The 26645-nt window shown below is 47.3% G+C and carries 22 protein-coding genes; 13 read left to right on the top strand and 9 right to left on the bottom strand.

Going from position 1 to position 26645, the window contains the following annotated elements:
- Positions 1–364, top strand: a 364-nt coding sequence (locus V4C51_RS10975) for a hypothetical protein (protein ID WP_330926204.1), incomplete at its 5' end; no start/stop codon positions are given.
- Here the strand turns inward: V4C51_RS10975 and ispG are convergent.
- Positions 343–1578: a flavodoxin-dependent (E)-4-hydroxy-3-methylbut-2-enyl-diphosphate synthase gene (gene ispG, locus V4C51_RS10970; RefSeq protein WP_330926203.1), complete on the bottom strand. Its 1236-nt coding sequence runs from the start codon at positions 1576–1578 to the stop codon at positions 343–345. The two genes, V4C51_RS10975 and ispG, sit on opposite strands and share 22 nt — an antisense overlap.
- 655 nt (positions 1579–2233) lie before the next feature.
- The gene (locus V4C51_RS10965; protein ID WP_330926202.1) at positions 2234–4258 is read right to left on the bottom strand and encodes a transglycosylase SLT domain-containing protein; all 2025 of its coding nucleotides are present in this window, start codon (positions 4256–4258) and stop codon (positions 2234–2236) included.
- Between the two features lie 337 nt (positions 4259–4595).
- On the opposite strand from V4C51_RS10965, the gene V4C51_RS10960 reads away from it, so the two are divergent.
- On the top strand, positions 4596–9158 hold the full coding sequence (locus V4C51_RS10960; RefSeq protein ID WP_330926201.1) for an autotransporter outer membrane beta-barrel domain-containing protein: 4563 nt from the start codon (positions 4596–4598) through the stop codon (positions 9156–9158).
- A gap of 216 nt (positions 9159–9374) precedes the next feature.
- Here the strand turns inward: V4C51_RS10960 and V4C51_RS10955 are convergent, their stop codons facing one another.
- Together V4C51_RS10955 and yrfG are read right to left on the bottom strand one after the other, a co-directional pair.
- Complete coding sequence (locus V4C51_RS10955; RefSeq protein ID WP_330926200.1) at positions 9375–9764, bottom strand: RNA-binding S4 domain-containing protein; 390 nt, start codon at positions 9762–9764, stop codon at positions 9375–9377.
- Complete coding sequence (gene yrfG, locus V4C51_RS10950) at positions 9748–10413, bottom strand: GMP/IMP nucleotidase (protein WP_330926199.1); 666 nt, start codon at positions 10411–10413, stop codon at positions 9748–9750. The genes V4C51_RS10955 and yrfG overlap by 17 nt, the downstream gene beginning before the upstream one ends.
- A 740-nt stretch (positions 10414–11153) precedes the next feature.
- Here yrfG and V4C51_RS10945 point away from each other — a divergent pair.
- The 8 genes from V4C51_RS10945 (at position 11154) to V4C51_RS10910 (ending at position 20353) form a co-directional block, all read left to right on the top strand.
- Complete coding sequence (locus tag V4C51_RS10945) at positions 11154–12776, top strand: peptide ABC transporter substrate-binding protein (RefSeq protein ID WP_330926198.1); 1623 nt, start codon at positions 11154–11156, stop codon at positions 12774–12776.
- Positions 12777–13237: 461 nt separating this feature from the next.
- Positions 13238–14167 (top strand): oligopeptide ABC transporter permease OppB, encoded by a 930-nt coding sequence (gene oppB / locus V4C51_RS10940; RefSeq protein WP_330926197.1) that lies wholly within the window; start codon positions 13238–13240, stop codon positions 14165–14167.
- A gap of 8 nt (positions 14168–14175) precedes the next feature.
- Positions 14176–15111, top strand: a complete 936-nt coding sequence (gene oppC / locus V4C51_RS10935) for an oligopeptide ABC transporter permease OppC (protein ID WP_420797657.1) — start codon at positions 14176–14178, stop codon at positions 15109–15111.
- 3 nt (positions 15112–15114) lie between these two features.
- Positions 15115–16122, top strand: coding sequence for an ABC transporter ATP-binding protein (oppD, locus tag V4C51_RS10930; RefSeq protein WP_330926196.1), 1008 nt, complete (start codon positions 15115–15117; stop codon positions 16120–16122).
- Positions 16119–17102, top strand: a complete 984-nt coding sequence (oppF, locus tag V4C51_RS10925; RefSeq protein WP_330926195.1) for a murein tripeptide/oligopeptide ABC transporter ATP binding protein OppF — start codon at positions 16119–16121, stop codon at positions 17100–17102. The genes oppD and oppF overlap by 4 nt, the downstream gene beginning before the upstream one ends.
- A 103-nt stretch (positions 17103–17205) precedes the next feature.
- Entirely contained in the window at positions 17206–17925 is a 720-nt protein-coding gene (locus tag V4C51_RS10920) for an SDR family oxidoreductase (RefSeq protein ID WP_330926194.1), read from the top strand.
- A 193-nt stretch (positions 17926–18118) separates the two neighbouring features.
- Complete coding sequence (locus tag V4C51_RS10915; RefSeq protein ID WP_330926193.1) at positions 18119–19543, top strand: cryptochrome/photolyase family protein; 1425 nt, start codon at positions 18119–18121, stop codon at positions 19541–19543.
- Between the two features lie 438 nt (positions 19544–19981).
- The gene (locus tag V4C51_RS10910; protein WP_330926192.1) at positions 19982–20353 is read left to right on the top strand and encodes a thiol-disulfide oxidoreductase DCC family protein; all 372 of its coding nucleotides are present in this window, start codon (positions 19982–19984) and stop codon (positions 20351–20353) included.
- A 10-nt stretch (positions 20354–20363) separates the two neighbouring features.
- Here the strand turns inward: V4C51_RS10910 and V4C51_RS10905 are convergent, their stop codons facing one another.
- The 5 genes from V4C51_RS10905 to V4C51_RS10885 all read right to left on the bottom strand — a co-directional run bounded on the left by V4C51_RS10905 (position 20364) and on the right by V4C51_RS10885 (position 23916).
- Entirely contained in the window at positions 20364–21014 is a 651-nt protein-coding gene (locus tag V4C51_RS10905; protein WP_330926191.1) for a YiiX/YebB-like N1pC/P60 family cysteine hydrolase, read from the bottom strand.
- Positions 21015–21017: 3 nt separating this feature from the next.
- Positions 21018–21848, bottom strand: coding sequence for a shikimate dehydrogenase (gene aroE / locus V4C51_RS10900; protein ID WP_330926190.1), 831 nt, complete (start codon positions 21846–21848; stop codon positions 21018–21020).
- A gap of 20 nt (positions 21849–21868) precedes the next feature.
- Complete coding sequence (gene hemF / locus V4C51_RS10895; protein WP_330926189.1) at positions 21869–22780, bottom strand: oxygen-dependent coproporphyrinogen oxidase; 912 nt, start codon at positions 22778–22780, stop codon at positions 21869–21871.
- Between the two features lie 75 nt (positions 22781–22855).
- Entirely contained in the window at positions 22856–23422 is a 567-nt protein-coding gene (gene tsaC, locus V4C51_RS10890; RefSeq protein WP_330926188.1) for an L-threonylcarbamoyladenylate synthase type 1 TsaC, read from the bottom strand.
- Positions 23419–23916, bottom strand: coding sequence for a 5-(carboxyamino)imidazole ribonucleotide mutase (locus tag V4C51_RS10885; protein ID WP_330926187.1), 498 nt, complete (start codon positions 23914–23916; stop codon positions 23419–23421). Before V4C51_RS10885 ends, tsaC begins: the two co-directional genes overlap by 4 nt.
- Positions 23917–24147: 231 nt before the next feature.
- On the opposite strand from V4C51_RS10885, the gene V4C51_RS10880 reads away from it, so the two are divergent.
- The 3 genes from V4C51_RS10880 (at position 24148) to V4C51_RS10870 (ending at position 26503) form a co-directional block, all read left to right on the top strand.
- Positions 24148–24402: a hypothetical protein gene (locus V4C51_RS10880; RefSeq protein WP_330926186.1), complete on the top strand. Its 255-nt coding sequence runs from the start codon at positions 24148–24150 to the stop codon at positions 24400–24402.
- Between the two features lie 16 nt (positions 24403–24418).
- Positions 24419–24601 carry a hypothetical protein gene (locus tag V4C51_RS10875; RefSeq protein WP_330926185.1) on the top strand — a complete coding sequence of 61 codons (183 nt, stop codon included), beginning with the start codon at positions 24419–24421 and terminating at the stop codon, positions 24599–24601.
- Between the two features lie 342 nt (positions 24602–24943).
- Entirely contained in the window at positions 24944–26503 is a 1560-nt protein-coding gene (locus V4C51_RS10870) for a SulP family inorganic anion transporter (protein WP_330926184.1), read from the top strand.
- The last annotated feature ends 142 nt before the right edge of the window (positions 26504–26645 follow it).

Below are 26645 nucleotides of genomic sequence, written 5' to 3'. Positions count from 1 at the left end.
AAATAGCCCCACTATTATCCTCAGAAGCAGAAATTTTTATCCTCAATTTCTCGTAATCCTCGCTACGGGCGCTATTCTCGGTCAGGCTCCTAGCAAGGGACATTGCTGGCTTACTACTTGTGAGTTAGCTGGAGTGGGTGTCCTTTGGTTCTTTGGTTCTTTGGTTCACGCTTTGGTTCACGTGAGAGTTTTTACCAAAGCCGAAAGCCTCTATTTTACTCCTTGGCAACTGCGCTTTTTCCCCTTTTTTCCCCTTTTTTGCCTTGTTTCAGTTTTGCTCGCTATTTTTGCGGCAGCCTCCGTAGACCTTAACTGCGAATCTGGGACTTTTATGCAGCAAACTCAACGGATGGCGATTAGCTGATCCCTTGGTGAATAGGTTTTCTGGACATAGTCTTCAATCATTTGGATATACTGCTCAGAAATATTTTCACCCTTTAAGACAGTCACTTTTTCACCGTCTACAAATACGGGTGCCGAAGGCGCTTCACCTGTGCCCGGCAGACTGATCCCGATATTGGCATGCTTGCTCTCGCCGGGGCCGTTCACCACGCAGCCCATAACGGCAACCTTCATATTTTCAACCCCGGCATATTCTGTGCGCCAACTGACCATTCTGCGACGCAGAAAGTTGTCCACCTGGTCAGTCAAAATGCGGAAGAAGTTGCTGGTGGTTCGGCCACAGCCCGGGCAGGCTGTGACTTCAGGGGCAAAGCTTCTGACTTCCAGCGCCTGAAGAATTTGCTGAGAGACAATAACTTCTTTGTCACGGGAAGCACCAGGCTCCGGTGTTAATGAGGTACGAATGGTGTTACCAATACCTTGTTGTAACAGCACACCCATGGCGACACTGGAGGCAACAATCCCCTTACTGCCCATACCCGCTTCCGTCAGCCCCAGGTGCAGCGCGTACTGGCTGCGTTCGGCCAACATTTTATATACGCAGACCAAATCCTGTACACGGGAGACTTTGCAGGATATGACAATTTTATCTGCCCCAAGGCCATGTTTTACAGCAGCATCCGCGCTGGTGAGTGCTGACAGAACCAAGGCTTCATGAAGAATTTCCTGTGCGCGTTTTGGCTGGGCAGATTTGGCATTTTCATCCATCAGCCGGGTAGATAGCTCTTTATCAAGGCTGCCCCAGTTAACCCCGATACGCACAGGCTTGTCATAGCGGATGGCTGCATCAATCATCATATTGAAGCGCTCATCTTTTTTATCCCCAAAGCCAACATTGCCGGGGTTGATGCGGTATTTATGCAGTAGTTCGGCGCAACCGGCGTGTTTGGTCAGCAAGGTGTGACCGTTGTAATGAAAGTCGCCGACGATGGGTACATTGTAGTTGGTCTGGGCCAGTTTCTCGTAGATAGCGGGTATGGCTGCTGCCGCTTCTTCTGTATTGACGGTAACGCGAACCAGCTCGGAGCCGGCATCAGCCAGAAGTTTGATCTGGTCGACAGTTTTGTTGACATCTGCCGTGTCAGTATCTGTCATAGATTGCACCACCACTGGAGCGTTGCCGCCAATGGTGATATGGCCGACCTTTACGGCATGAGTTTGGTAGTGACGAACCATGGCGCGAATTCCTCCAGATTCAGCAAAAGGGAGTTAAGAAGCGGTCTTAAAAGTCATGCTCCTGCTGCGGCTACGATAAATGGGTCTAAAAAGTCGCTTTTGTTCGTCAAATAGTCCCGCTATTTCCTCACAAAAGCGACTTTTTATCCGCCATTTCTCGCAGTCCTCGCTACGGGCAGACTTTTAAGACTGCTTCTAAGGCAACATAAACCCTTGCTGCTTCCAGTTCAGGGCAAAGGTTGTATTAATTTTCGCCTACAGTATAACAAACATATTGTCCTTAGAAGCTGTTCATAATCTTTTATGTGCTGCAATTGGCGATAAAAGCAGTCTGTTTTGGACTTTTCCTGGTTACATAGTGCCTGGGAGCCTGTCGGACTTAAGACAATTTCGGCCTAAAATCCAGGAAGTGCGAGAAAGTGCGAGAAAGTGCGAGAAAGTGCGAGAAAGCGCGAGAAAGCGCGGCCAGAATTTCCGATCAATTGGCTTAAATAGGTCAACTATTCGCACAAATTTGATCGAAAATTTTGACTCGTCAGACTGAATTTTATGCTCGAAAGCATAAGTGCGACAGGCTCCTGAACTCTTGGAACATCGAAAGACAGGCCGCTTTTTTCATGGGTTTCGCTGTTCGCAAAAGATCATCAACAGCTTCTTACTCTTCCCTTTGAGTCAGCAGGGGATGGGAGAACGGCAGAAGCCTTGGAGACAGCGAGCTTATGGAGATCTGTGAGGCTTCTGGTGCTGAGAGCATCCGGGTAGGTTTATTTTCCATGCTGTTATAAATCACCCGAAATGCCAGAACATTTTTTACGTATTGGCGGGTCTCATCAAAGGGGATTGTCTCAATCCAGATGTCCAGAGGCAGATGCCCTCGCGCCTTGAGCCAGCGGTTTACACGGGATGCTCCCGCGTTATAGGCTGCCGTCGCGAACACCTTGTTGCCGTCAAACTGATCAATCAGCTGTGACAGGTGCGCGGTGCCAAGGGCAATGTTAACGCCGGGTTTGAACAGGTCGCTTTCCCTTTGGTAGCGAATGCGGTTTTGTCGGGCGGTCTGTTTGGCGGTGGCAGGCATAAGTTGCATAAGCCCTTTTGCGCCGGCGTGAGACTGAGCTGAAGCATTAAAAGCACTTTCCTGCCGGGCTATGGCCATTGCCCAAGAGGGGTCTATATCGTGGTTTCTGGCATATTGGGTGAACATGTCTGATAAGGGCGAGGGGAAGCGTAGCTCAAGGTCATCCCACAGCGCCTCCCTGGCTGCCGTCATAATGGCCTGATGGTGCCAGTCCCACCGTTGGGCGAGGTAGGCAATCAGCCTTCGCTGCTCGGGGTTAAGGGAGGGTTTGAGTCGGTTGATTTCCAGGCGAGCATGGTAGTATCGCTTGTGGTGCACCCACTCCTGAATACGAGAGACTGACTCAAATTCCGACATCAGCTTTTGCAGCTCCCGTGATTTTCTGGCAATGGTTTGATGGTTTAACTGAAAAGGTGTATCGCTCATATCCGAGACCAGAAAACCATAAAAGCCCCGCTCCTGGCGAACATCAGAAAAGGCGGGTGAATGCAAGACCTGTTTTTTATTGGATATTGGCGCAATGGCTGTTGAAGCCACGGCTTGCCAATACTGCCAACGGCTTTTTTCTGCGAACTCAGGGGGAAGCAGGGTGATATATTGCAGAACATCCTCCCAGTTCTGGTCTGTCAGGGCTAAACGGATACGCCACTCAGTCACTTCAGGGTAGCTCAATAACGGGTCAATTCTGGCGATGTAGTGGCTGGCATTTTTATTGAAGTTTTTGGCTAATCGTATTGCCAGCCATTGATCTATATCCGAGATTTCAGCGAGGGTAAAGGGGTATTTATCGCGATTATCCAGCCATAATCGGCTGGCTTTTTCTATATCACGACGTCCTAATCGTTTAAGACCATATCGGTAGATAAAACGATGACGTTTTAATGCGTTGTTGAGTTGGCCCGTTTGAGACAGTTGTTTGGGATCGTTTCTGATTTTCCAGAACAACTTGGTATGCCTTTTTAAGCGCTGGTGGGTAATGGATTTGTCGATGTAACGGGCAAGGTTTATATTGCCTTTTTCTGCGGCGAGCCAGAAGCGGTCAAAGAGTTTGGTCTGGGTAAGTTTTCCGGCTTTTTTCCAGGCCGCGAACAGTGGATCGCAGGCTTTATTCTGAGAGTGACCTACCATCCACAGATGGGATGCCTGTTGCCAGGCTGCTGACTGTTTTTTGTGTTTATAAAGGGCGACACCGTTGAGGCACTGATATTTGGCACTGTAGATATCACTGCGCTCAAAAGCTGTTAAATAATCAGCCCAGCGCTCTTTAGCTGCGAGATAATCAAGCCATTGTCGTTGAAGACGTTCGCTGGAGGGCAGTGCGGGCCAGGAGGTCACAAACTTATCAATATCTCGCTGGGATAATGTGCTGAGCTGGTTAGAAAGTACCAGAGCCGTTAAATAAGGGTACAGTGGGTAGCTCTTTAGTTTTTGATAGTTTGATTCATACAGTCGGCTGTCTTTCTTTTTAAGTTTGCTTTCTACCTGCAGAAATAAACGACGTTGTGACTCAAGTGTATTGAGGTCTGTGGCTGCTGTAGAAATGGGCGGCAAACCCACCGTGGTTATGGCAAGGACAGCCATCCTTAAAAGTCTATATGTCATAACCAGTATCCAGTATTTTCTTTATTCTATCGCATTTATAAAAGGTTAGGGGTTAATAAGTCAATTAGCAAGTGGAAAGAAAAAGCGAGGATTTACCCGGTGAAATAATCTTATTAAATAAATTTTACCTTTATTTTGTTTTGTTGTGTCCCGCTATTTTAATCATATTTTTTGTCATTTGTATGGCTGTTTTATTTTTTTTATTTAATTTTTTTATCTTATTTAATTTGATGCGTGCCTGGGTCGATTGCTTGAACGATGCGTGTGAATTCTATAATTCCTTTCTGGTTATGTTGTGGGAGGGTGGTTTTAATTTATCTGGCAAGGTAGTGGATCGATGAAAAGAATATTCAGGTTAATGGGATATTCACTATCATTTAGTGTTTTTTCTTTTAATGGTTATTTGGCTGCTGAAGAAATTACAGTGGATGATTCCTATGCCAAGACTATTACCATTGGGAGTGGTTACAGTGATGATATTTTTATTTTTACCCGAAGAATGGATACAAGCGATCCTGAAAGTAATATTGAGCTGGTGGATACGATTCAAGGTCTGAAAATTGAAGCGCCGATACTTTATTCCGAATTGGAAGAATCAATATGGATTAGTCAACAGGGAACTGTGACAGGGCAAATTGTTAATGAAGGCGTTATTCAAAGTGGCATCCAAGTGGATGGTAATATTTTAGGAGAGAATACCACCCCTAGCCCTGCTATTGTTTCTGCAAGCACCGATGGTAGTGTTGGTGGCGATATTGTCGGAGGGATTGTCATTAATGGCTATGTCAATGCAGCAGACGACCATACGATTACAATAGGTGAGGGTGGCTTTTTAGACCGGTTAATGGTTAATTCAGGGGGCTTACTGAGAAATCGTGCCAATGGTAAAAGTGCGCTTTATGTGGGATCTGGCGGAGCATTAGGCGGTGACCTGAGATTACCTGCCCTCTATAATCCATTATATCCAGCCGTAGATGAACCCTTTATTGCTAGTAACGGAGATTCTTCTAACACACTCGTAGGCGTTAGTGGTACTGTTTTTTCTGATACAGGCAGTGGCATCAAAATTGACGGCACTGCTCAGGGGCAAATTATTGTTTATGATGATGGCCTGATAAAAGGTGAAAAAACAGCTTTAGAATCGGCCATTCGTATTAATTCGTCGTACAACGGAGAAATTTCTAATTTCAATGGCGAAATTAGGGGCGGGATTGTTATTTCAGGTACCCATACAGCATCGCTCAAGGATAGTCAAAATAACCATGCCTATTCAGCTTCGGGTCTTAGTGGGGATAAAGCCATATTGGAAGGTGGTTACTCAATAAATAGCAGTGGTGTCGCCAAATCATTGCATGGGGATCTGATTTCCCTAAGGGCTTATTCTGAGACAGATTATATTTATGTGGGTGGGTTGGCAGAAGCCGATGGTGTTGGCAATGCTGTTGTTTACGTGGCGGACTTTGGGGTGCTCGGTAAAGCAGAGTCGCCCGATATTCAGGCAATCCAGATCAACGGACAGGCGACAGCGTTTGATGGTACGGTCATCAGGGTGGATGGAACCGTCCATGGCTGGATTGGGGTTAGCGATGGGCGTTTGGAAGCCGCTGATGGGCATCGGGCTATCGACTTTAGTGGCGCGGACTCATCGCTAAAGTTCTTTCAGGAAAAAGCGAGTTCTGTCACCAAAGGGTCAATTATCGGCAGTACTTTGGGCGATGATCAGCTACTTATCACGGGCGGTAATGTGAATGCGCCGCAAGTGTCTGGGATTGAGAACATTCATGTAGAAGGGGCAACCCTGCTTTCAGATAGCCTGTCAGGTATTACCTCTATTCGTGTTATCAATAATGGGGTTGTGGATGCTGAGCAAGGGAATCTGTCAGGTAACTCAGGCGCCATGACCGTGTTGTCCGGTGGCGTAATAAAGGCTGATGCTATTACCGGGTTCCAGGATATAACAGTAAACGATAGTCAAATAACTGCTGGGTCAGTCTCTGGCGCTAAAACCCTTACAGTGGCTGATACGGGGAAGGTTATTCTGACAGGCGCTGTCTCTGGCTCGGGAGCGAGTGGTTCATCTTTGAAGATACTTTCAGATGGCGAACTTGCGACTACAGGTGTTTCAGGCTTTAAAGAGCTATTAATAGACAGTAGTAGTTTGTCCACGAGTGCTGTAACGGGGGCTGAGACTGTTACATTGGCTAACACGTCAAATCTCGTTCTATCAGGAAGCCTGGCGGGAGACTCTGCCAGCAGCAGCCATCTCTTGGTATCACCCGGTAGTACGTTGAACAGTCAGGATATAACGGGATTCAGACAAGTTACTTTGGATAATGGGCGGATTGATGCGGCTGATCTCTCTGATGTGGACAGTCTTACCTTAGCCAATACATCGAAGGTGGTGCTGACAGATGATGTCGTTGGCTACTCTGTTAACAGCAGTGCCATGGTCGTCGCATCAGGAAGTGATTTGGTGGGTGACGAGATTCAGGACTTTAACCAGGTGACGTTGAATGATGGAGGTGTCGGCGGAAGGCGTCTTGCCAACATTCATCAGATGGTTGTGGATAATGGGTCAACGGTTGTCTTAACCGAGGATTTGTCAGGTAGTGGTTTATCTGGCTCTGCTTTCGGGGTGTTTTCAAGCAGTAATATTAATGTTAATGACATATCGGGTTTTGGTAACGTATTTTTAGAAAGTAGCGGTGCCATTGATGCAAATTCGTTATCTGATACTGAGTATCTAAGCTTGAGTGGAGGGAGTGATCTTACCTTGTCGGGTAGTTTGACAGGCGGGGCATCCTCGGCATCGGAGTTGACTTTACAAGACGGTAAATTAACGGCGCAGGCAGTATCTGGCATTGAGCAAATAGCCATTAATCAGGGAGAACTGAATACTCAGTCATTGTCGGATGTTAATCGCCTTGATATGAATGCATCGAATCTCACCGTAAATTCTTTATCTGATATTGAATATCTAAGCCTGACCGGAGGGAGCGCTCTCACCTTGCCGGGGGGGGTGACTGGTGGGTCGGCCTCGGATACGCAGTTGGCCTTGCAAGACAGTGTATTAACAACTCAGGCAATAGCTGGCATTGAGCAAATAACCATCAATCAGGGCATAATTAATGCTCAATCTTTATCGGGCGTAAATCGCCTGGATATGGATGCATCGAATATTACCGCCAGTTCGCTATCTGGTATTGAGAATCTGAACTTGTCTGGAGATAGTCGTCTAACCTTGTCAGGTAATTTGACTGGCGGGGCTTCTTCTGCAACGCAACTGTCTTTGCAAAGCGGTATATTAACGACCCAGGCAATCTCTGGCATTGAGCAAATAACCATCAATCAGGGAGAAATTAATGCCCAGTCATTATCAGGTGTTAATCGTCTTGATATGAACACGTCAGGCAAAATAAGGGTTGCGGGCGACTGGGTGGCACCCGCGCTGGCTAATTTTGAAGTGCGCTCCGGTTATAACCCAAACAGTGCTTTAGTTGAGGTCGGGCAATCATTATCAATGCCCTCCGGTGGCAGTGATATGTGGGTTGTGCCAGGGTCTGCTGCAGCATTTGCCGACATGATGAAAAATGAAAAAGTCACCCTGGTCTCCGCTTCAACCATTGTTGAAGGCGACGATAACGTAACGTTGTTAAGGGACTCTGAGCCTGGCTATGTTAATGACGGTTATCTGCTTTATGATATAGCGCCTGAGATTACCGCCTCAGGTGAGCTGGTAGCCCGGATTATCCCAAGAAAAAGTGATGAGCTGATAGCTAATGAACCATTGTCACTAGAGCAGGAAACCTTGGTATCAGAAGCGGTGGATGCGGCCATAGCCCTTGACGGGGAAATTGACCTGGAAAAGCAACGCTTGATTCTTCAGGCGCTGACAGTCAAAGGTCTCAAGGATGTTGCCAACAAAATTTCGGACATTAAGCCTGCCAGTTTTGTTGGCTTGCGAGCCATACATAATATTATTGCCGATAATCGCCTAGGGGTGACGATGGGAGGCTCTTTTGGTGATGGTTATGACTACTCGAGTGCTGATTATAGCCACGTTGGTCGTGGCACAGCTTTCAGTTTTATGGAGGGCTCTGGCTGGGGGCAGCTTGTTGCCGGTAGCAGTCGTCACAAGGAAGTCGATGGCCGCAGTAGTTTTGACGGCAATATGACAGGCTTTGTTGTCGGCGCTGATTTTGATCTTACCCATACATTTCGGGTTGGCGGCGCAGGTAGCTGGACAAAAAATTCAGTAAAAGCAGAGAACGATGCCTCGGCCGATATGCATAATTTTATGGCGACACTTTACGGTCACTGGTACTTAAATGGTTGGTATGTTGATAGTATTTTCAGTGCAGGCAAGGGAAAGACCGATACTGGCAAGTTCATTTTGGGTAATCCGGTATCAGCGAGTTATAAAAGCACGACATATGGCGCACGGCTTATCGCCGGACATGCATTTGGTGCGGGAAACTGGGATGTTATTCCTCAGGCAGAATTGCACTACGGGCGTATGGAGTTTGATGTCTATGAGGAGAAGGGTAACAGCGGCTTTGAGAGAAAAATCAATATTAAGGATTATGATGTACTCGAGTTTGGTTTAGGCTTTAGCATCGGGCGCGCACCAGAACATGGCTACCGCTTCAGGCCAACTGTTGATGTAGTCGGTTACTATGATGTAAAAAACAATGGTACAGAGATACAGGCAAGCTATCTGGCAGGCGGTGATGACTTCTCTGTAACAGGCCCCTCACGGGACAAGTTCAGACTTAAGACAGGTCTGGGTATGGAAATAGATGTGCTCGATAGTTGGATGTTAAGTGCTAACTACAATATGAACTGGAGTAAGCACTTTTTATCCCATAGCTTCTCCGGCAAGGTGCGTTATGCGTTTTAGGCTTTGCTGAGAGAAAACCAATGGTCTATTCTAACGACGTTATTGGTATAAGAACCCGAATCTCGCCTAAACGTGAAAGCATCTCCTGGTGCAAACAAGCGTTAATAGACATACAACCACCACTTTGGTCACTCCTGCGAAGGCGGGAGTCCATTTTCTGGTAGATTCCCGCCTTCGCGGGAATGACGACTGTATGGGTATTAGCGCTTAACAGCACTAGTCATTCTTTAGATCCCTGAGTTTTCGGCGTTCTTTTTTGTTGGGTTTTCGATCAGGGCGCGCGGTGGCCAGGTTCATAGACTTTCTTTCCAGCGCTGTCTTTTCACGCGACGCGATACTTTCCTCGGTTTCAGCGTACAGTTGTTGGGCGACCTCGGCCTTTTGACGCTTATCGCTCAGTGCCTGCACCACGACTGTTTTTTCATCCCAGCCTGCCCGTAAACGAATGGTATCGCCTACCTTTGGTTCTTTACCGGGTTTGCACCGGGCACCATTGATGTGCACTTTACCTCCGTCAATAGCTTCCTTGGCGAGGCTTCGGGTTTTGTAAAAGCGTGCTGCCCATAGCCATTTGTCGAGTCGTATTTTCTCAGAGAGTGCCTTCATTCGCTAATAAGTCCCGAAAGTCTTTTACAGCCTTGTAGCCACCGGTATTGACTGGTGGTTTATGGCTGTCAGGCGTTTCTATTGTCAGGATCTGGGCGATGCCATAAGTCTTTGCCGCATCAAGGATAGAGTCAGTGTCATCAATGAATAATGCCCTTTGCTTGTCAAGGTTAATACGGCTTTCCAGTATTTGCCAGAATTGAGGGTGCTCTTTGGGGTAGCCGTAATCATGAGAGCTGATAAGCTGGGTAAAATAATGTGCCATAGGCAGTCGTTCCAGCTTGAATGACAGGGTATCCCTGTGAGCGTTGGTGATCATAATGACGGTTTTACTGGTGTTTTTTAGGGCTTTGAGAAAAACTTCGGCATGGGGGCGAAAGCGGATCAGATCCTGGGCCTCCCGTTTCAGTGACACCAGATCCAGTGACAGGGCTTCGCTCCAGAAGTCAAGGCAGTACCATTGCAGGCTTCCGGCTGTTTTGGCTAACAGGGGCGTATAGATCGCTTTTGCTTCATCAACGGGTATACCGAGCTGTTCGGCATATTTAGCTGGAACAAGTTTTGTCCAGAAATACGTATCAAAATGGAGGTCAAGCAACGTACCATCCATGTCCAGCAACACGGTATCGATTGTATTCCAGTTAATCATGGGCGAGCGTGTTTGTAGAAGAAAAGGGGGTTTTCATCATACCTTTCCAGGCTCAAGCAGGGAACTATGAATAAATTACCGGATATACACAGACGTTCTCAAGTCGCTAAAACCTGTCTTTTCAGCGTTGATCCTGAATTCAGGTTGAAGAGCCGGATCCGCGATTCTTCATCCCTATTAACTGAGAAGCGGTCTTAAACGTCATGCTCCTACTGCGGCTATGATAAATGGGTCTAAAAAGTCGCTTTTGTTCGTCAAATAGTCCCGCTATTCTCCTCACAAAAGCGACTTTTTATCCTCCATTTCTCGCAGTCCTCGCTAAGGGCAGAGTTTTAAGACTGCTTCTGAATAAACTGAGAGTGATGTAAAACGGGTCAGCACCACAAAATCATTAAAACGCTTAACCAGACAGCAGTGATATGCCTTAACTCACAAGTAAGTTTTAAAGCTGATTTATGCGCTAGGTCAATAATTCTGTCATCTTTTCTTGCGGTCTTCTCTCTCTTTTGGGTATATTTTCCAGCTCTTAAGAAGTGAGGGGTGAAATAGGATTATGAATTTACCCATTACAGTAATACTTGCCAAGGGATGATGGCTGCTCCTTGAGGGTCTGCGTAATTTAGTGAAAGACCTGATTTCATCAAGTTATCGCGATAAAAATACGACAGCCTCTAAGCATTGATAATTAAATTTTTTCGGGCGCTTTTACCCGTATCAACGGTGAATGACCGGGGGACAAAATGAAAAAGTTACTAGCTATGTTGACAGTCTCAGCACTGGCAGCCGCTACTTTCTCAGTTAACAGCGTGGCGGCCACCGTACCGCCGGGGACAACACTGGCAAAAGAGCAGACCCTGGTGCGGGGCAATGGTACAGAACCCGCTTCCCTGGACCCACAAAAAGTTGAAGGTGTGCCCGGCAGTAACGTGCTCGTAGACCTGTTTGAAGGGCTGATCACACAAGACAGCAACGGTAATGTTATTCCAGGGCAAGCTGAGAGCTGGACGGTTTCTGACGACAACAAACTGTTTACCTTTAAAATCCGTGATACGGCCAAGTGGTCCAATGGTGACCCTGTCACTGCCCATGATTTTGTGTATGCTTTCCAGCGTGCTGTTGACCCGGAAACCGCTTCCCGCTACGCCTGGTATATGGAAATTCCTACCATTATCAATGCCAGCGCCATTATCAGAGGCGAAAAGCCGGTGGATACCCTGGGTGTAAGAGCCGTCGATGACAAAACCTTCCAGGTGAAGCTGGAGAAACCTGTTCCTTACTTTATCAAAATGCTGGCCCATACCACGATGTTTCCAGTGCATCAGAAAACCATTGAAAAGTACGGCGATGACTGGACCAAGCCGGGGAATATGGTCTCTAATGGCGCTTATACCCTGAAGGAGTGGACGGTTAATGAACGCATTGTTTTAGAGAGAAACCCCAACTACTGGAACGATAAAGAAACGGTTATTAATCAAGTTACGTATCTTCCTATCACATCACAAACTGCCGAGCTTAACCGTTATAAGGCAGGGGAAGTGGATATGACCTCTACAATTCCCTTAGAGCACTACAAATCGCTGAAAGAAAGTATCCCTGAAGAAATCAAAACAACCCCCTACCTTGGCACCTACTATTACGAGTTTAATACCCAAAAGCCCCCTTTTGATGATGCCCGGGTTCGTAAAGCATTGTCTTATGCCATAGACCGCAATGCCATCACGCAATACGTGCTCGGACAGGGGCAACTGCCTGCCTTTACCATGACCCCCAGCTCTGTCAGCGGGTTTACTCCCCCCGACCTGCCCTATAGTCACCTCAGCCAGAGTGAGTTAAATGCTAAAGCTAAAAAACTGCTCGAAGAAGCGGGTTATAGCCAGTCGAACCCACTGAAAGTTACCCTGCTGTATAACACTCTTGACTCGCACAAGAAGATCGCCATTGCCATTTCTCAAATGTGGAAGCCCCTCGGTGTTCAGGTGACCCTTGAAAACAAGGAATGGAAAACCTACCTCGACAGCAAAGATGAAGGGGATTTTGAGGTGGCCAGAGGCGGCTGGATTGGTGATTACAACGAAGCCTCATCCATGCTGGACTTGAAAACCTCCACCCATGGACAAAATGATGGGAAATACAGCAGCAAGGAATTCGATGCCATTATGGCAAAATCCCGGACGGTTACCAGTGATGAAGAGCGTGCCGAGCTGTATAAGCAGGCTGAAGAAATCCTCGCAAAGGATATGCCATTAGCGCCTATTTATCAGTATGTCACTAGCCGTTTAGTCAAACCGGAAGTAGGTGGCTACCCCATGAATAACGTTGAAGATAATATCTATACGCGCGAACTGTATATTAAGAAACTCTAGGAGCCTGTTGGACTTATGCTTTCGATCAATTTGTGCGAATAGTTGACCTATTTAAGCAAGTTGATCGAAAATTCTGGCCGCACTTTCTCGCACTTTCTGGATTTTAGGCCGACATTGTCTTAAGTCCGACAGGCTCCTAGATAGCGGAGTGTTTATTGATCAGGCAGTCTCAAGCTACCTGATCAATAAAATAGCTGTTTCTTTCTTTTTAGAATGCTTTTTCACGCTCTTTTTTGGAAGGTCCTTTATTTTATATTCTCTAAGAAGCTGTTGATGATCTTTTGTGAAACGTTGAAAACAAGCGGCTTTTATCCGCGGTTTCAGCCCATAAAAGCTGTTGAACAGTTTCTAAGGCAGGTGCCGGGCATACAGCCCTGTACCAGCGAGAAAATAACCGCTGCCAGCCATAACCTTTTATTTGTTCGTTGAGAATAAGCAGGCAGCGACGGAGAGAAGCCATAATGTTAAAGTTTGCGACAAAGCGGCTGGCTATTGCAATTCCTACCTTGCTGATACTGGTCACCTTATCTTTCTTCCTGATGCAGATGGCTCCTGGCAGTCCCTTCACCGGTGACTTTAATTTGCCACCGGAGATACTAGCCAATCTGGAAGCCAAGTATCATCTGGATGAACCCCTTTGGAAACAGTACGGCTACTACCTGTGGGATCTGCTCCACGGCGATCTTGGGCCTTCATTCAAGTATAAGGATTATACGGTTAACGAGCTGGTGGGGCAGAGCTTTCCCGTCTCATTAACCATCGGCATGGTTGCTTTTATTGTCACCGTAATCAGCGGTGTGGCACTTGGTACCATTGCGGCATTAAAGCAAAATTCCTGGCTTGATTACACCATTATGACCTTTTCCATGGTGGGTGTTGTTCTGCCTTCTTTTGTTATTGCGCCGCTTTTGGTTCTTTTGTTCTCTGTTTCCCTTCAATGGTTGCCAGCAGGCGGTTGGGATAATGGCAACTGGCAAAATATGGTGCTGCCCGTCACAGCCATGGCCATCCTTTATATGGCAGCCATTGCACGCATTATGCGCTCAAGCATGATTGAAACCATGAACAGTCATTTTATCCGAACAGCCAAAGCTAAAGGGCTACCCAGGCATCAGATTATCCTGAGGCACGCCCTGAAACCGTCCATGCTACCTGTGGTTTCTTATCTTGGCCCGGCGTTTGTTGGCATTATTACCGGCTCGGTGGTGATTGAAACCGTTTTTGGTTTACCCGGTATCGGTCAGCACTTTATCAACGGTGCCCTGAACCGTGATTATTCACTGGTGCTTGGCCTGACTATCATTATTGGTGCTCTCACCATCTTGTTTACCGCCATCGTTGACATTTTGTATGGCATGATTGATCCGAAGATTCGACTGGGGGGCGCATGACAGCCATCATGAAGCAGAACTCCGCCATTAATCCATCGATGGTAGGTTCAGACAAAACAAAAGCAATTGAGAATTTCTCCAGCGAGTTGGATATCGCCGGCAGAAGCTTGTGGGCTGACGCTTATCGTCGCTTTCTTAGTAATAAGGCAGCCGTCGTTAGTATCGTTATTCTTTTTTTGATCTCACTGTTGCTTATTTTTGGTCCCTTCATTAGTCAGTATACCTTCGACCAAATTGACTGGATGAATATGGCTGCGCCACCTTCTTTGGAAACCGGGCACTTTTTTGGTACGGACCATCTGGGTCGCGACCTTTTTGTCCGAACCCTTGAGGGGGGGCGTATCTCCCTCATGGTCGGTGCCATGGGCGCTCTCATTGCGGTGTTGATTGGTACGTTCTATGGTGCCATGGCAGGCTTTTTTGGTGGTCGTGTTGATAACGTCATGATGCGGGCACTGGAAATTCTTCAGTCATTCCCCTTTATGTTTTTGGTAATTTTGATGATCACCTTCTTTGGCCGCTCCATTTTGCTGATTTTTGTTGCCATTGGTGCTGTATCCTGGCTGGATATGGCCCGGATTGTGCGTGGTCAGACCCTGAGCCTGAAGAACAAGGAGTTTATTGAAGCCGCTGTTATTTGTGGCACCAACTCTCGCCAGATTATCTTACGCCATTTAATTCCTAATCTTTTGGGAATTGTGGTCGTTTATGCGTCATTACTTGTTCCTGGAATGATTTTATTTGAATCTTTTCTGAGTTTCCTTGGCCTGGGGGTGCAGGAACCCATGACTAGCTGGGGTGCTTTGGTTAACGAGGGTGCCATGTCCATGGAAGTGGCCATATGGCAGCTGGCTTTCCCTACGGCATTTTTGGTCGTTACCCTGTTTTGTTTTAATTTTATCGGTGATGGGTTGCGCGACGCCCTGGACCCCAAGGATCGTTAAGTTATGAGTTTACTCGATGTACAAGATCTGCAGGTCACGTTCACCACACCCGATGGCAACGTCACGGCGGTGAACAACCTGAACTTCTCCCTGGCTGCCGGTGAAACCCTTGGACTGGTGGGTGAGTCCGGCTCTGGTAAAAGCCAGACGGCCTTCGCCCTGATGGGGCTTTTAGCCAAAAACGGCAATATTGCCGGTACTGCCCGCTTTGAGGGACAGGATATTCTTGGCCTGTCTGAGACGGAGCTGAACCGCATTCGTGCCAAAAAAATCGCTATGATTTTTCAGGACCCGATGACGTCCCTGAACCCTTATATGAAGGTAGGACCGCAGCTGATTGAGGTGTTACAGCTCCATAAAGGGTTGGGTAAAAAAGATGCCTTTGAAGAAGCGGTGAAAATGCTCGATGCGGTGAAAATGCCTGAAGCCCGAAAACGCATGGGTATGTATCCCCATGAATTTTCCGGGGGGATGCGTCAGCGGGTCATGATTGCCATGGCGCTTCTGTGTAACCCCAAGCTGCTTATAGCCGACGAGCCAACCACTGCCCTGGACGTAACCGTTCAGGCACAGATCATGGATTTGTTGAACGAACTGAAAAAAGAATTCAACACAGCGATTATTATGATCACCCATGATCTTGGGGTTGTTGCCGGCATATGCGATAAAGTGCTGGTCATGTATGCTGGTCGTACCATGGAATATGGAACGACAAACGACGTATTTTATGATCCACGACACCCGTATTCTGAAGGGCTGCTGAAAGCCATACCAAGGCTGGACACTGAAGGCGAAATTCTGCCAACCATTCCAGGCAACCCGCCCAACCTGCTGAATCTGCCCAAAGGCTGCCCTTTTCAGGAGCGATGCAACTATGTGCACAGCCAGTGCCGTGAGCAGGCACCGTCATTAACCACCTTTGGTGATGGGCGCAAAAAAGCCTGTTTTCTGGATGACCTTTCCACACATCCTCTCTCCGAAAACACGATTATCAGGGAAGGTGCCGCATGAACAAACAACCCATCCTCAGTGTAAAAAACCTGAAAGTTCACTTTCCCATTCCCAAAGCACGTGACTGGCCCTGGGAGCCTGTGCCAACGCTGAAAGCGGTGGATGGCGTCAGCTTTGATTTGTACGAGGGAGAAACCCTGGGTGTTGTGGGTGAGTCCGGGTGTGGCAAGTCCACTCTGGCGCGCGCCATTATCGGGTTGGCACCGACGAAAGCCGGAGATATTCTGTGGCAGAATGACAATATCGTCGGCGTATCAGGCGAAGCGTTAAGGCGTATCCGCCAGGATATTCAGATGATTTTTCAGGACCCGCTGGCATCTTTGAATCCCCGTATGACTGTGGGGGATATCATTGCTGAACCGTTGCGCAACTATCGTCCCGAGCTTTCAAAGAATGAAGTGATCATGCAGGTGCGGGCAATGATGGCGCGTGTCGGGCTGCTTCCTAATGTCATTAACCGTTACCCCCATGAGTTCTCTGGAGGTCAGTGCCAGCGTATTGGTATAGCCAGGGCGCTGATCCTGAAACCAAAACTGGTGATCTGTGATGAACCCGTCAGTGCGTTGGATGTATCCATTCAGGCACAGGTGGTTAATCTGCTCAAAGAGCTGCAAAAAGAGATGGGGCTGTCGCTTATTTTTATTGCCCATGATCTCAGTGTCGTCAAACATATCAGCGATAGAATTTTAGTCATGTACCTTGGCAACGAAATGGAAATGGCGACATCGGGTGATATGTACGAATCACCTCGTCATCCTTATACCAAGGCGCTGCTCTCTGCTGTGCCCATTCCTGATCCTGAACTGGAAAAAAGCAAGAATATCCAACTACTGGAGGGGGATTTGCCTTCTCCCATCAAGCCACCTTCAGGGTGTGTATTCAGAACACGTTGTCCCATTGCTGCTGAGAGCTGTGCGAAAGATAAACCGTGGCTTCAAGCCGTTGGTAATGAGCACTTTGCCTCTTGCCCGAGATCCTGATGGGTTTCCCCTGCTCTTTTGTCGGTGAGCAGGGGAATTTGTTCGTTGTTTTTGCTAATCTTAACACCACCCCTTCAAACGTAGCTGATGGTTGTGGATAGTTATGGTTAGCTCTATCGCTGTTTTTGGTAGCTCAGGCGCTATTGGTCAGGCTTTAACCCATCAGGCGATCCAATTGTACCCGGAGGCAACGTTGTATGCCTTTTCCCGTCAACCCCAATCTTTTTCTTCCTCCAGCGTTCAAGCCCATACTATTGATTATGGCAGTGAGCAAGCTATTGAGGCCGCAATCAACCTGGCTTGTGAGCATTTCCCTTTGGACAAGGTGATTGTGGCTACTGGCATTTTGCATGATGATCACGCTGCGCCGGAAAAATGCCTGCGGGATTTATCCGCTGATAACTTTCATCATTTACTGTCCGTCAATACGGTGCTCCCGGCAATCATTGCCAAATATGCGTTACCCAAATTGAATAAAAAAGCGCCTTCACTGTTTGCTGCTTTGTCAGCCAGGGTTGGGAGCATTTCAGACAATCAGCTAGGGGGCTGGTATAGCTACAGGGTTTCAAAAGCGGCGCTGAATATGGTGATAAAAACAGCCGCCATTGAAATGGCGCGGCGAAACCAGCAGGCCGTTGTCGTTGGGTTGCACCCTGGCACCGTGGATAGCTTTCTTTCTCGCCCTTTTCAAAAAAATGTACCGCAAGGAAAGTTGTTTACACCAGAGTACGCGGCACAAAAGCTACTGGCTGTTTGTGCCGGGTTAACAGCCGATGACAGCGGAAAGCTTTTTGCATGGGATGGTCAGGAGGTGGCACCCTAAGAAGCAGTCTTAAAAGTCATGCTCCTACTGCGGCTACGATAAATGGGGCTAAAAAGTCGCTTTTGTTCGTCAAATAGCCCCGCTATTCTCCTCACAAAAGCGACTTTTTATCCGCCATTTCTCGCAGTCCTCGCTACGGGCAGACTTTTAAGACTGCTTCTAAACAAATAATGTTTCCATAGAGTATGCCTGCATGACTAAAAAAACTATTGCGATTCATTGGTTTCGTCAGGATCTCCGTCTTTCTGATAATCCGGCATTAACAAAAGCCTGTGAGCACGATGGGGTGATGCCTGTCTATATACTGGATGACCAGAACGCCGGTGATCATGCTATGGGAGCGGCCAGTCGTTGGTGGTTGCACCACTCTTTGCGGTCATTGGGGCGTTCCCTTGATGGAAATCTTTCTTTGTATTCGGGTGATCCACTCGCTATTTTATCCGATTTAATCTCCCGCTACGGTGTCAGTGCCGTTTATTGGAACCGCTGCTATGAACCCTGGTGTATTGATCGTGATACCGCTATTAAACAATCGTTAGCATCACAGGGTATTACGGTGGAGAGTTTTAATGGCTCGCTTTTGTGGGAGCCGTGGGACATAAGAAAAAATGATGGTACTCCCTATAAAGTTTTCACCCCTTTCTATCGTAAAGGGTGTATGAACGCTGCACCACCGAGAGAGCCATTACCAGAACCTGAACAAAGTCAGTGCTTATATGATAAGCAGAAGGCTGTTTCCCTCGAAAGTCTGGGGTTGTTGCCCGATATACCCTGGGATCAGCAACTGGCCTCTCACTGGCATATTGGTACCAGTGGCGCTAACGCACGTCTTCAGGCGTTTATAGAACAAGGCTTAGGGCATTATAAAGGCGGGCGAGACCGGCCTGCCAGAGCTTATACTTCCAGGTTGTCACCCCACTTACACTTTGGTGAACTCTCGCCGAATCAGGTGTGGTATACGGTTCGCTCATTGGCTGACAATGAACATGTTGACCATTTCTGCAGTGAGTTGGGCTGGCGCGAATTCTCTTATGCTCAGCTTTATTTCAATCCGACGTTACCCAAAGATAACCTGCAGTCCAAGTTTGACTCGTTTCCATGGGAGAACAATGAAACCCTGTTAATGGCATGGCAAAAAGGGATGACCGGTATTCCCCTGGTGGATGCCGGTATGCGCGAGCTTTGGCAGACGGGGTCTATGCATAACCGCCTCAGAATGGTCGTGGCCTCGTTTCTGGTGAAAAATCTGCTGATACACTGGCATCATGGTGAGCGCTGGTTCTGGGATACACTGGTCGATGCTGATCTTGCCAATAACAGTGCCAGTTGGCAATGGGTTGCAGGTTGTGGGGCCGATGCCGCGCCCTATTTTCGGATTTTTAACCCTGTGGCTCAGGGGCACAGGTTTGATCCACAGGGGGAATATGTTCGTCAGTACGTCCCGGAACTGTCTGCTTTGCCCGATAAATATTTATTTGACCCGTGGTTGGCACCGGAGAGTGTTTTACGTCAGGCGAACATCGTACTGGGTAGTACTTATCCAAAACCCATTGTCGACTTAAAGGTGTCTCGTAATAAAGCAATGGAGGCTTTTCAGTCATTGGCGCCTGGCTCGTAACCGTGACAAATCTTCATAAAAATCACGTAACCACCTTGTTTTTCCCAGGAGCCTGTTGGGCTTATGCTTCTGAGCATAAAATTCAGTAGGGCGAGTCAGAATTTTCGATCAATTTGTGCGAATAGTTGACCTATTTAAGCAAATTGATTTGTAGAGTTGGCTTCGCTAAATATAAAAAACAACAATGTCAAACTAAGCACTATGGCTACAAACGATATTTCATAACTGAAAAACTCAGCTGTATATGTTGCCAATGATGCAACTAAAGCAGCTACGCTCAACTGAATGAAATTTGACACCCCTGCTGCATAAGAAACAACTTTCCCCGTAATTATCGTCGTTTACTTTCATCTACTTTCATCAAAGTGGATATCGTAACTTCAAAAAGTTCTACACTGATCATGTGTTGAAATACCATTCATTAGGAAAAACAGAGAGATGATTACGGTTTACTATGATGGTAAGTGCAAGGTGTGCTTAAAAGAGATTGAATATTATCAGCGCATTGCTCCAAAGGGGGTCTTTTACTGGTTAGATCTGACTGACCCCGGTAGTGACCTCAAGGGGGAAAGCTTTAGTCTTGTTCAGGCAATGAAACAGCTTCATGTAAAAGATCGGCAAGGGGCAGTGCATATTGGCGTCGATGCTTTTATAACAATATGGAGGGAATTAGGCCGGTGGAGATTGTTAGCAAACGTTGTATCACTGCCTCTCTTTTATCAATTATCTTGTGTCGTTTATAAAGTTTTTGCACAATGGCGCTTTAAACGACTGAAGCATTGTCAGATTTCCGGGATGTCGAAGGGATAATCTTACAGTTTCAGGCCAGTATCGTCTCTGTGAAAAAATCTTTTTGTCGCGATTTATAAGGCAGCCCTCCCAAAAAAGTAACAATATCAAGGTGTTCAGAAAGTGACATTGTTGCTGGGTGTGAGCCTTGTAGCCCTTCAGGGATAGCCATGCCCAGCTGCTGGTAATGCTCCTCCCAGAAGGGATAAAACTCACCTGTTTGTGGATTTTTAAAGCTCATGGGCTGAAGTTCAAACACAGGGGCGTCGTTGTTGGCTTTTTCAAAAGCGGAAATAATCAATTTACTGCAATACCAGCCGCTGTCAGAACAGAAGCTTTCATCATAAGGCGCTGACAGTTTGTTTTTTATAAATGCCAGCGCTTCAGGTATCAGTGATTGGTATTGCCGGGTAATTCTTGCAATGGTGATACAAGGCTGATTATTGGTATCAACGACAGAGGCTTCGATAAACTGCGACAAAGAGACGCTTTGCACTTGAGGCGGTACAGCCTCAATCACTTGCTCATTGCCCATATAAGTTGCTACATGATTGAAGATATGCCCATTGACGCCCTCAAACATCTGGCTGATGGTTTCACCGGCGTCGTTGTTTTTCGCATACTGAAACAGAAAATCGCCGGGCTTGAGGCATGGACTTAAATCAATCTGTGTAGCACCCATGATTTATACCTGCTGTCGTAAATGGTTTAGCACAGAGGCTGTATCGGGCCGGATGCCCCGCCAGATAAAAAACTGTTCTGCTGCCTGCTCCACCAACATCCCTAAGCCGTCAATGCATTGTTGAGCACCGTGTTGTTGTGCCCACTGGTTAAATACGGTTGTCTGTGCGCCGTACATCATATCGTAACAAACCGTATCGCTATTGATGATTGACGGTGACAAAGGTAATGCCTGTCCCTGAAGGCTCGCTGCCGTACCATTGATAATGATGTCAAAGGGGTGATTAAGGGCTTCAAATGTACTGACGCTCAGTAGTGACTCATGTTTAAACGATGCCGCTAACGCCTGCGCCCTGGTCAGTGTTCGATTCGCTATTGTAATTGACGAAGGTTGTTCCTGAAGAAGGGGCGCCAAAATACCTTTTACCGCACCGCCAGCACCGAGTACCAGAATGTTGGCACTTGTCAGGGAGACGCTATGATTGGCGGTTAAATCCCGGACAAGACCAACACCGTCAGTGTTATCACCATTGAGTTCCCCCTTGGCATCTACCCACAAAGTATTCACCGCACCGGCTTTTTGGGCACGCACCGTCTTTATGTTGGCTAACTCCCAGGCTTCTTCTTTAAACGGCACTGTAATACTCAAGCCTTTACCACCTCTGTCTTGAAAAAAAGCGGATAGTGCTTTTTCAAAGCCATCAAGAGCCGCTTCTTGAGCAGAGTACTCCAGCTGTTGGTGAGTTGCTTCAGCAAACAATGTGTGAATGGCTGGTGATTTGCTGTGCTTAACGGGGTTTCCTATCACAGCATAGTGATCGATCAGACTCGTCATTTCTCTTTCGTGGACCTCTTTTATGCCCAGTCTTTTTTGGTCAGATAGTGGGTGTACAGTTTTTCTTCTTCAGAGCCAGGCTCAGGATGCCAGTCGTAATCCCAGCGCACGTGGGGGGGTAATGACATGAGGATGGATTCGGTTCGCCCTCCAGACTGGAGGCCAAATAAAGTTCCACGGTCGTATACTAAGTTGAATTCAACATAGCGTCCACGGCGGTACTCCTGAAAGTGTTTGTGGCTTTCGTTAAAGGGCGTGTTTTTTCTTTTAGCAATGATAGGCTGATAGGCTTGAATATAGCTGTTACCCACAGCTTGCATAAAGTCGAAGCACTTTTCAAAAGGCCATTCATTCAGATCGTCAAAAAACAGGCCACCAATGCCCCGGGGCTCATTGCGGTGCTTGAGAAAAAAGTAATCATCACACCACTTTTTATAACGGGCATAGACTGAATCACCAAAAGGCTCACAAGCCGCTTTTGCGGTTTGGTGCCATGATTCGCAGTCCTCATCATTGCCATAATAAGGTGTCAAATCATAACCACCACCAAACCACCATACAGACTCAGCACCCGGTTTGCTTGCTACTAATAAGCGGACATTCGCGTGGGAGGTTGGTACAAACGGGTTATCGGGATGAATCACCAGCGACACACCCATAGCCTCAAAACTACGACCTTCAAGTTCAGGACGATTTGCGGTAGCACTGGCCGGTAATGCAGACCCCGTTACATGAGAAAAGTTAACGCCCCCTTTTTCGATAACGGCACCGTCTGAAATCACCCGGACACGGCCGCCCCCGGCACCATTTTTGTACTCCCAGCTATCTTCCTGAAATTTCTCACGGCCATCTTCTTTTTCAAGGATATTACAAATCGAATCTTGTAAGGACAGCAGATAGGATTTTACGGCTTTAACGGCGCTATCTGTCATAATTTTACCCGTACTCCGGCTAATCGGTATTTGCCACAGTTTGCCTGTATCCGGGAGGCTTTGCCAGCGACGGGGTTAACCTTCCCGAAATACTTTGTTGGTTTTCAGGTCACGAACCTCTGAAGGAGAAATTCTCGCCCCGGTTTCACCCTTTGCAATGCCATCAATACTGCCGAGAAACGTCTCTTCTACGCGTTGTTGACTGACAAGTGGCGCTTTGCCTGCAAGGTTTGCAGAAGTGGATACCATCGGTTTTCCCAGGGAGGCACAGAGATAACGAATGACAGGGTGGTCGCTTACCCTGATGGCAGCAGAGTCAAACCGCCCCCGAACCCATTTGGGCGCCCAGCCTTTGGGGTCGGGCACTATCCATGTTACGGGCCCTGGCCAGCTGGAAGAAAGTTTTTCACGTTCCTCCGTCGTTAATGGTGCCAGCAGTGGTTCAAACTGCTCTTCTGAGACCCCCACCAGAATCATGCCCTTTTCCACAGGTCGGGCTTTGATATTCAGCAAACGAGATACTGCCTGTTCATTCCATGGGTCACAACCAAGCCCCCAGACTGCTTCTGTCGGGTAGGCAATGACACCCCCTTCAGCAAGGGTGTCAGCGACTTTATTCAATGCATCAATATCAAGAATCATAGGCTCAACTGGTTTTGCAGAGCCGCATCCCTGGCTATAGTAGCTTCCGCATTTGCCTTGCGTTCCATCTTCAGGCGATTGGAGAGTTCTTTGTCGTTCAGGGCAATAATCTGGGCAGCAAGGTAAGCTGCATTCTTAGCGCAGTCTTTACCCACTGAGACCATGGCCAAAGGGTATCCGCAGGGCATTTGTATTACCGATAATGACCCGTCAAGAAAGCCTGAGTCATTGGGTACACCAATAACTGGCTTAACGGTCAAAGATGCCACGGCGCCTATTAAGTGAGCAGCTTCACTCGCGCAGCAGATAAATACAGCAGCACCACGGGCGTCAGCTTCTTTAACATAGGTCTGTGTTGTCTCCGCGGTACAAAGGGCTGAAAGAACTTTCGCTTCCACCGGCACATGAAGCGCTTTTAGTACATCAATAACCAACTGAATTTTAGGCAGATCAGAATCTGAACCCATAAGAATCGCAGCAAACGGCTTAGGCACAAGCTTAGCTCCTCACCACAAAGTAGATGTCGGTAGTGTAGCAGGGTAGACCCTATAGCTCACACAAAAAATTCCTTTCCTGGCAGTGGCTACTATTTGAGTATTGAAGGTGGATTGTAAAAAAATTGATTATAAGCACCGCTGCCCATCAATGGATAAAGCGATAAGAGCGGGTGCTTCTTTGCTCAGAAAACGAACGATACACAATCCAGAAAGTGCGGCCAGAATTTTATGCTCGAAAGCATAAGTCCGACAGGCTCCTGGGGTAACGACAATCCGTTTTGGCAAACCGCTGTTAAAGTGAAACTGCACAGCTCTACCGATCGGGGAGGAACCTGGGAAGTTATCCTCGGACAAATTCCTGAACCTCAGCAAGATAATACGGTACTGAGAAGTACGATTCAGGGTAGGTGGTTGTACTTATCCTGTTTTTTTTGTAGTATGGAAGCCGTCGAAAGGCATCGTATCGATAAAAAATACAAATAAGAATGAGGGCGTTGTCATGTCACGGGATTATGACCACCAGATGGAAAAAGACTTTTTGCTTGACGACGGTATTCAAAGGGAGGATCTGCATGAAAAGGGCTCTAAAAGAGCCCTTCAGATTCGAAGAGCGCTAGAAGACCGCGAAGAAACCAAGCGGCTCAGTTCCCTATGCGGTGGTGATTACTGGGAAGACATATAATCCTTTCATTCTTCAGTGCCTGTTAAGCGCGCTGAAATTACACGCTCTTATATATTTAAAGCCCTGGCTCTTTACAAGGAGGTCAGGGTTTGCCATGTTGGTAGTCCTGATTGTTTTTGATGGTTCACTTCTTTAGTATCAGCGCCCTCTAACCCTGTAAGTTCTGTTGCTTTACTTACCTTGTTCTCAAGTCAGGGCGCAGATGATACAAACAACACCCCATGATGTAACCGGCAGGCGCTAAAAGGGTTCGGCAGTTTCTATTAACGACTAACGTGTAACGAATTCCCACAAGGTGGCTATCTTGCCCCTGTGGTTGTGAGCGTCTATTGGAGAACAATCTTGTTCAATTTACAGGCAAGTAGAGTAGGTAGTTTTAAAAACGACATGCTCTCAGGACTAACAGTGGCGTTAGCTTTGGTTCCCGAAGCGGTGGCTTTTGCCTTTGTGGCAGGTGTTGAGCCTTTGGTGGGTTTATATGCGGCCTTTATGGTGGGGCTGATTACGGCAGCCATCGGTGGGCGTCCCGGCATGATTTCCGGTGCCACAGGGGCCTTGGCTGTTGTTATGGTCTCGCTGGTGGCAGAGCACGGTGTGCAATATTTATTTGCCACCGTGGTGCTGATGGGGATACTCCAGGTGTTGGCCGGTATCTTTAAACTGGGTAAGTTTATCCGTATGGTGCCACACCCGGTGATGCTCGGTTTTGTTAACGGTCTTGCCATCGTTATCTTTCTTGCGCAATTGGGTCAGTTTGGTGTTCGTGGAGAAGAAGGTTGGTTAGCCGGAACTTTTATGGAAGGCAGTGTGATTGATATTGCCTGGATGAAAGGAGAGTCCTTGTACATGATGTTGGGGCTGGTGGTCGTTACTATGGCGATTATTCACTTCCTGCCAAAACTAACCAAGGCGATTCCCTCATCATTAGCTGCAATTGTGATTGTTAGTGTGGCTGTATTTACACTGGATCTTGATACCCATACGGTTGGTGATGTTGCAAAAATAGCAGGTACATTGCCAGCGTTCCATATCCCCGGTGTGCCCTTTACGCTTGAAACATTGCGGATCATTTTACCTTACTCTCTGATTCTTGCCGCTATTGGGTTGATTGAGTCTTTACTGACACTGCGAATGATTGATGAACTGACCGAAACCCATGGTAGCAGTAACCGTGAATGTGTCGGTCAGGGTACAGCCAATATTGTTACTGGCTTCTTTGGTGGGATGGGTGGTTGTGCCATGATCGGCCAGAGTATGATTAATGTGAACTCTGGTGGTCGTGGGCGCTTGTCAGGTATCACTGCCGCATTGTGTTTATTAGCGTTTATTCTGTTCGCGTCTTCATTAATAGAGAGTATCCCCGTTGCAGCACTGATTGGTGTGATGTTTATTGTGGTGTTGGGCACGTTTGAGTGGACCAGTTTTCGCATTATTCGACGAGTGCCCAAAGGCGATGCCTTTGTGCTGGTGTTGGTGTCTGCTGTTACTGTATTTACTGATCTAGCCATTGCTGTCATTGTCGGCGTGATTGTGTCTGCCCTGATTTTTGCCTGGAAACACGCCAAGCACATTCGGGTAGAAAGAAAAGAGGATGATAAGGATTCAACCGTTTACACGGTGCATGGCCCGTTATTCTTTGGTGCAACCAGTAACTTTCTGGAACAATTCAGCCCAAAGGATGACAATAAAGATGTCATTATCGATTTTGCAGACTCAAGGGTATGTGACCATTCAGGGCTGGAAGCTATTGATACACTGGCTGAGCGTTATATGAGCAGTGGACGACAATTGCACTTCCGGCATTTGAGTCCTGACTGTCGCCAGCTATTAAAGAAGGCGAGGGGCTTGGTTGAAGTGAATGTGATTGAAGATCCGAAATACTTTGTTGCAACCAATAACTAAGTAGCCCTCTTTATAAAGCCAGCGCATTGTCGCTGGTTTTTTGGTGGATAGGTAAAACTACGTGGTTGCGTTACTATACCATCGCCCTATAATGCGTCTCCAGCTTGGGCGGCACGCCTTCGGTTATTTTCTCTCCCACGTC

This window comes from Candidatus Sororendozoicomonas aggregata (assembly GCF_031528575.1).
Lineage (GTDB): Bacteria > Pseudomonadota > Gammaproteobacteria > Pseudomonadales > Endozoicomonadaceae > Endonucleibacter > Endonucleibacter aggregata.
The sequence above is the reverse complement of the archived record's forward strand: the minus strand, read 5'-3'. Positions and strand labels throughout refer to the sequence as shown.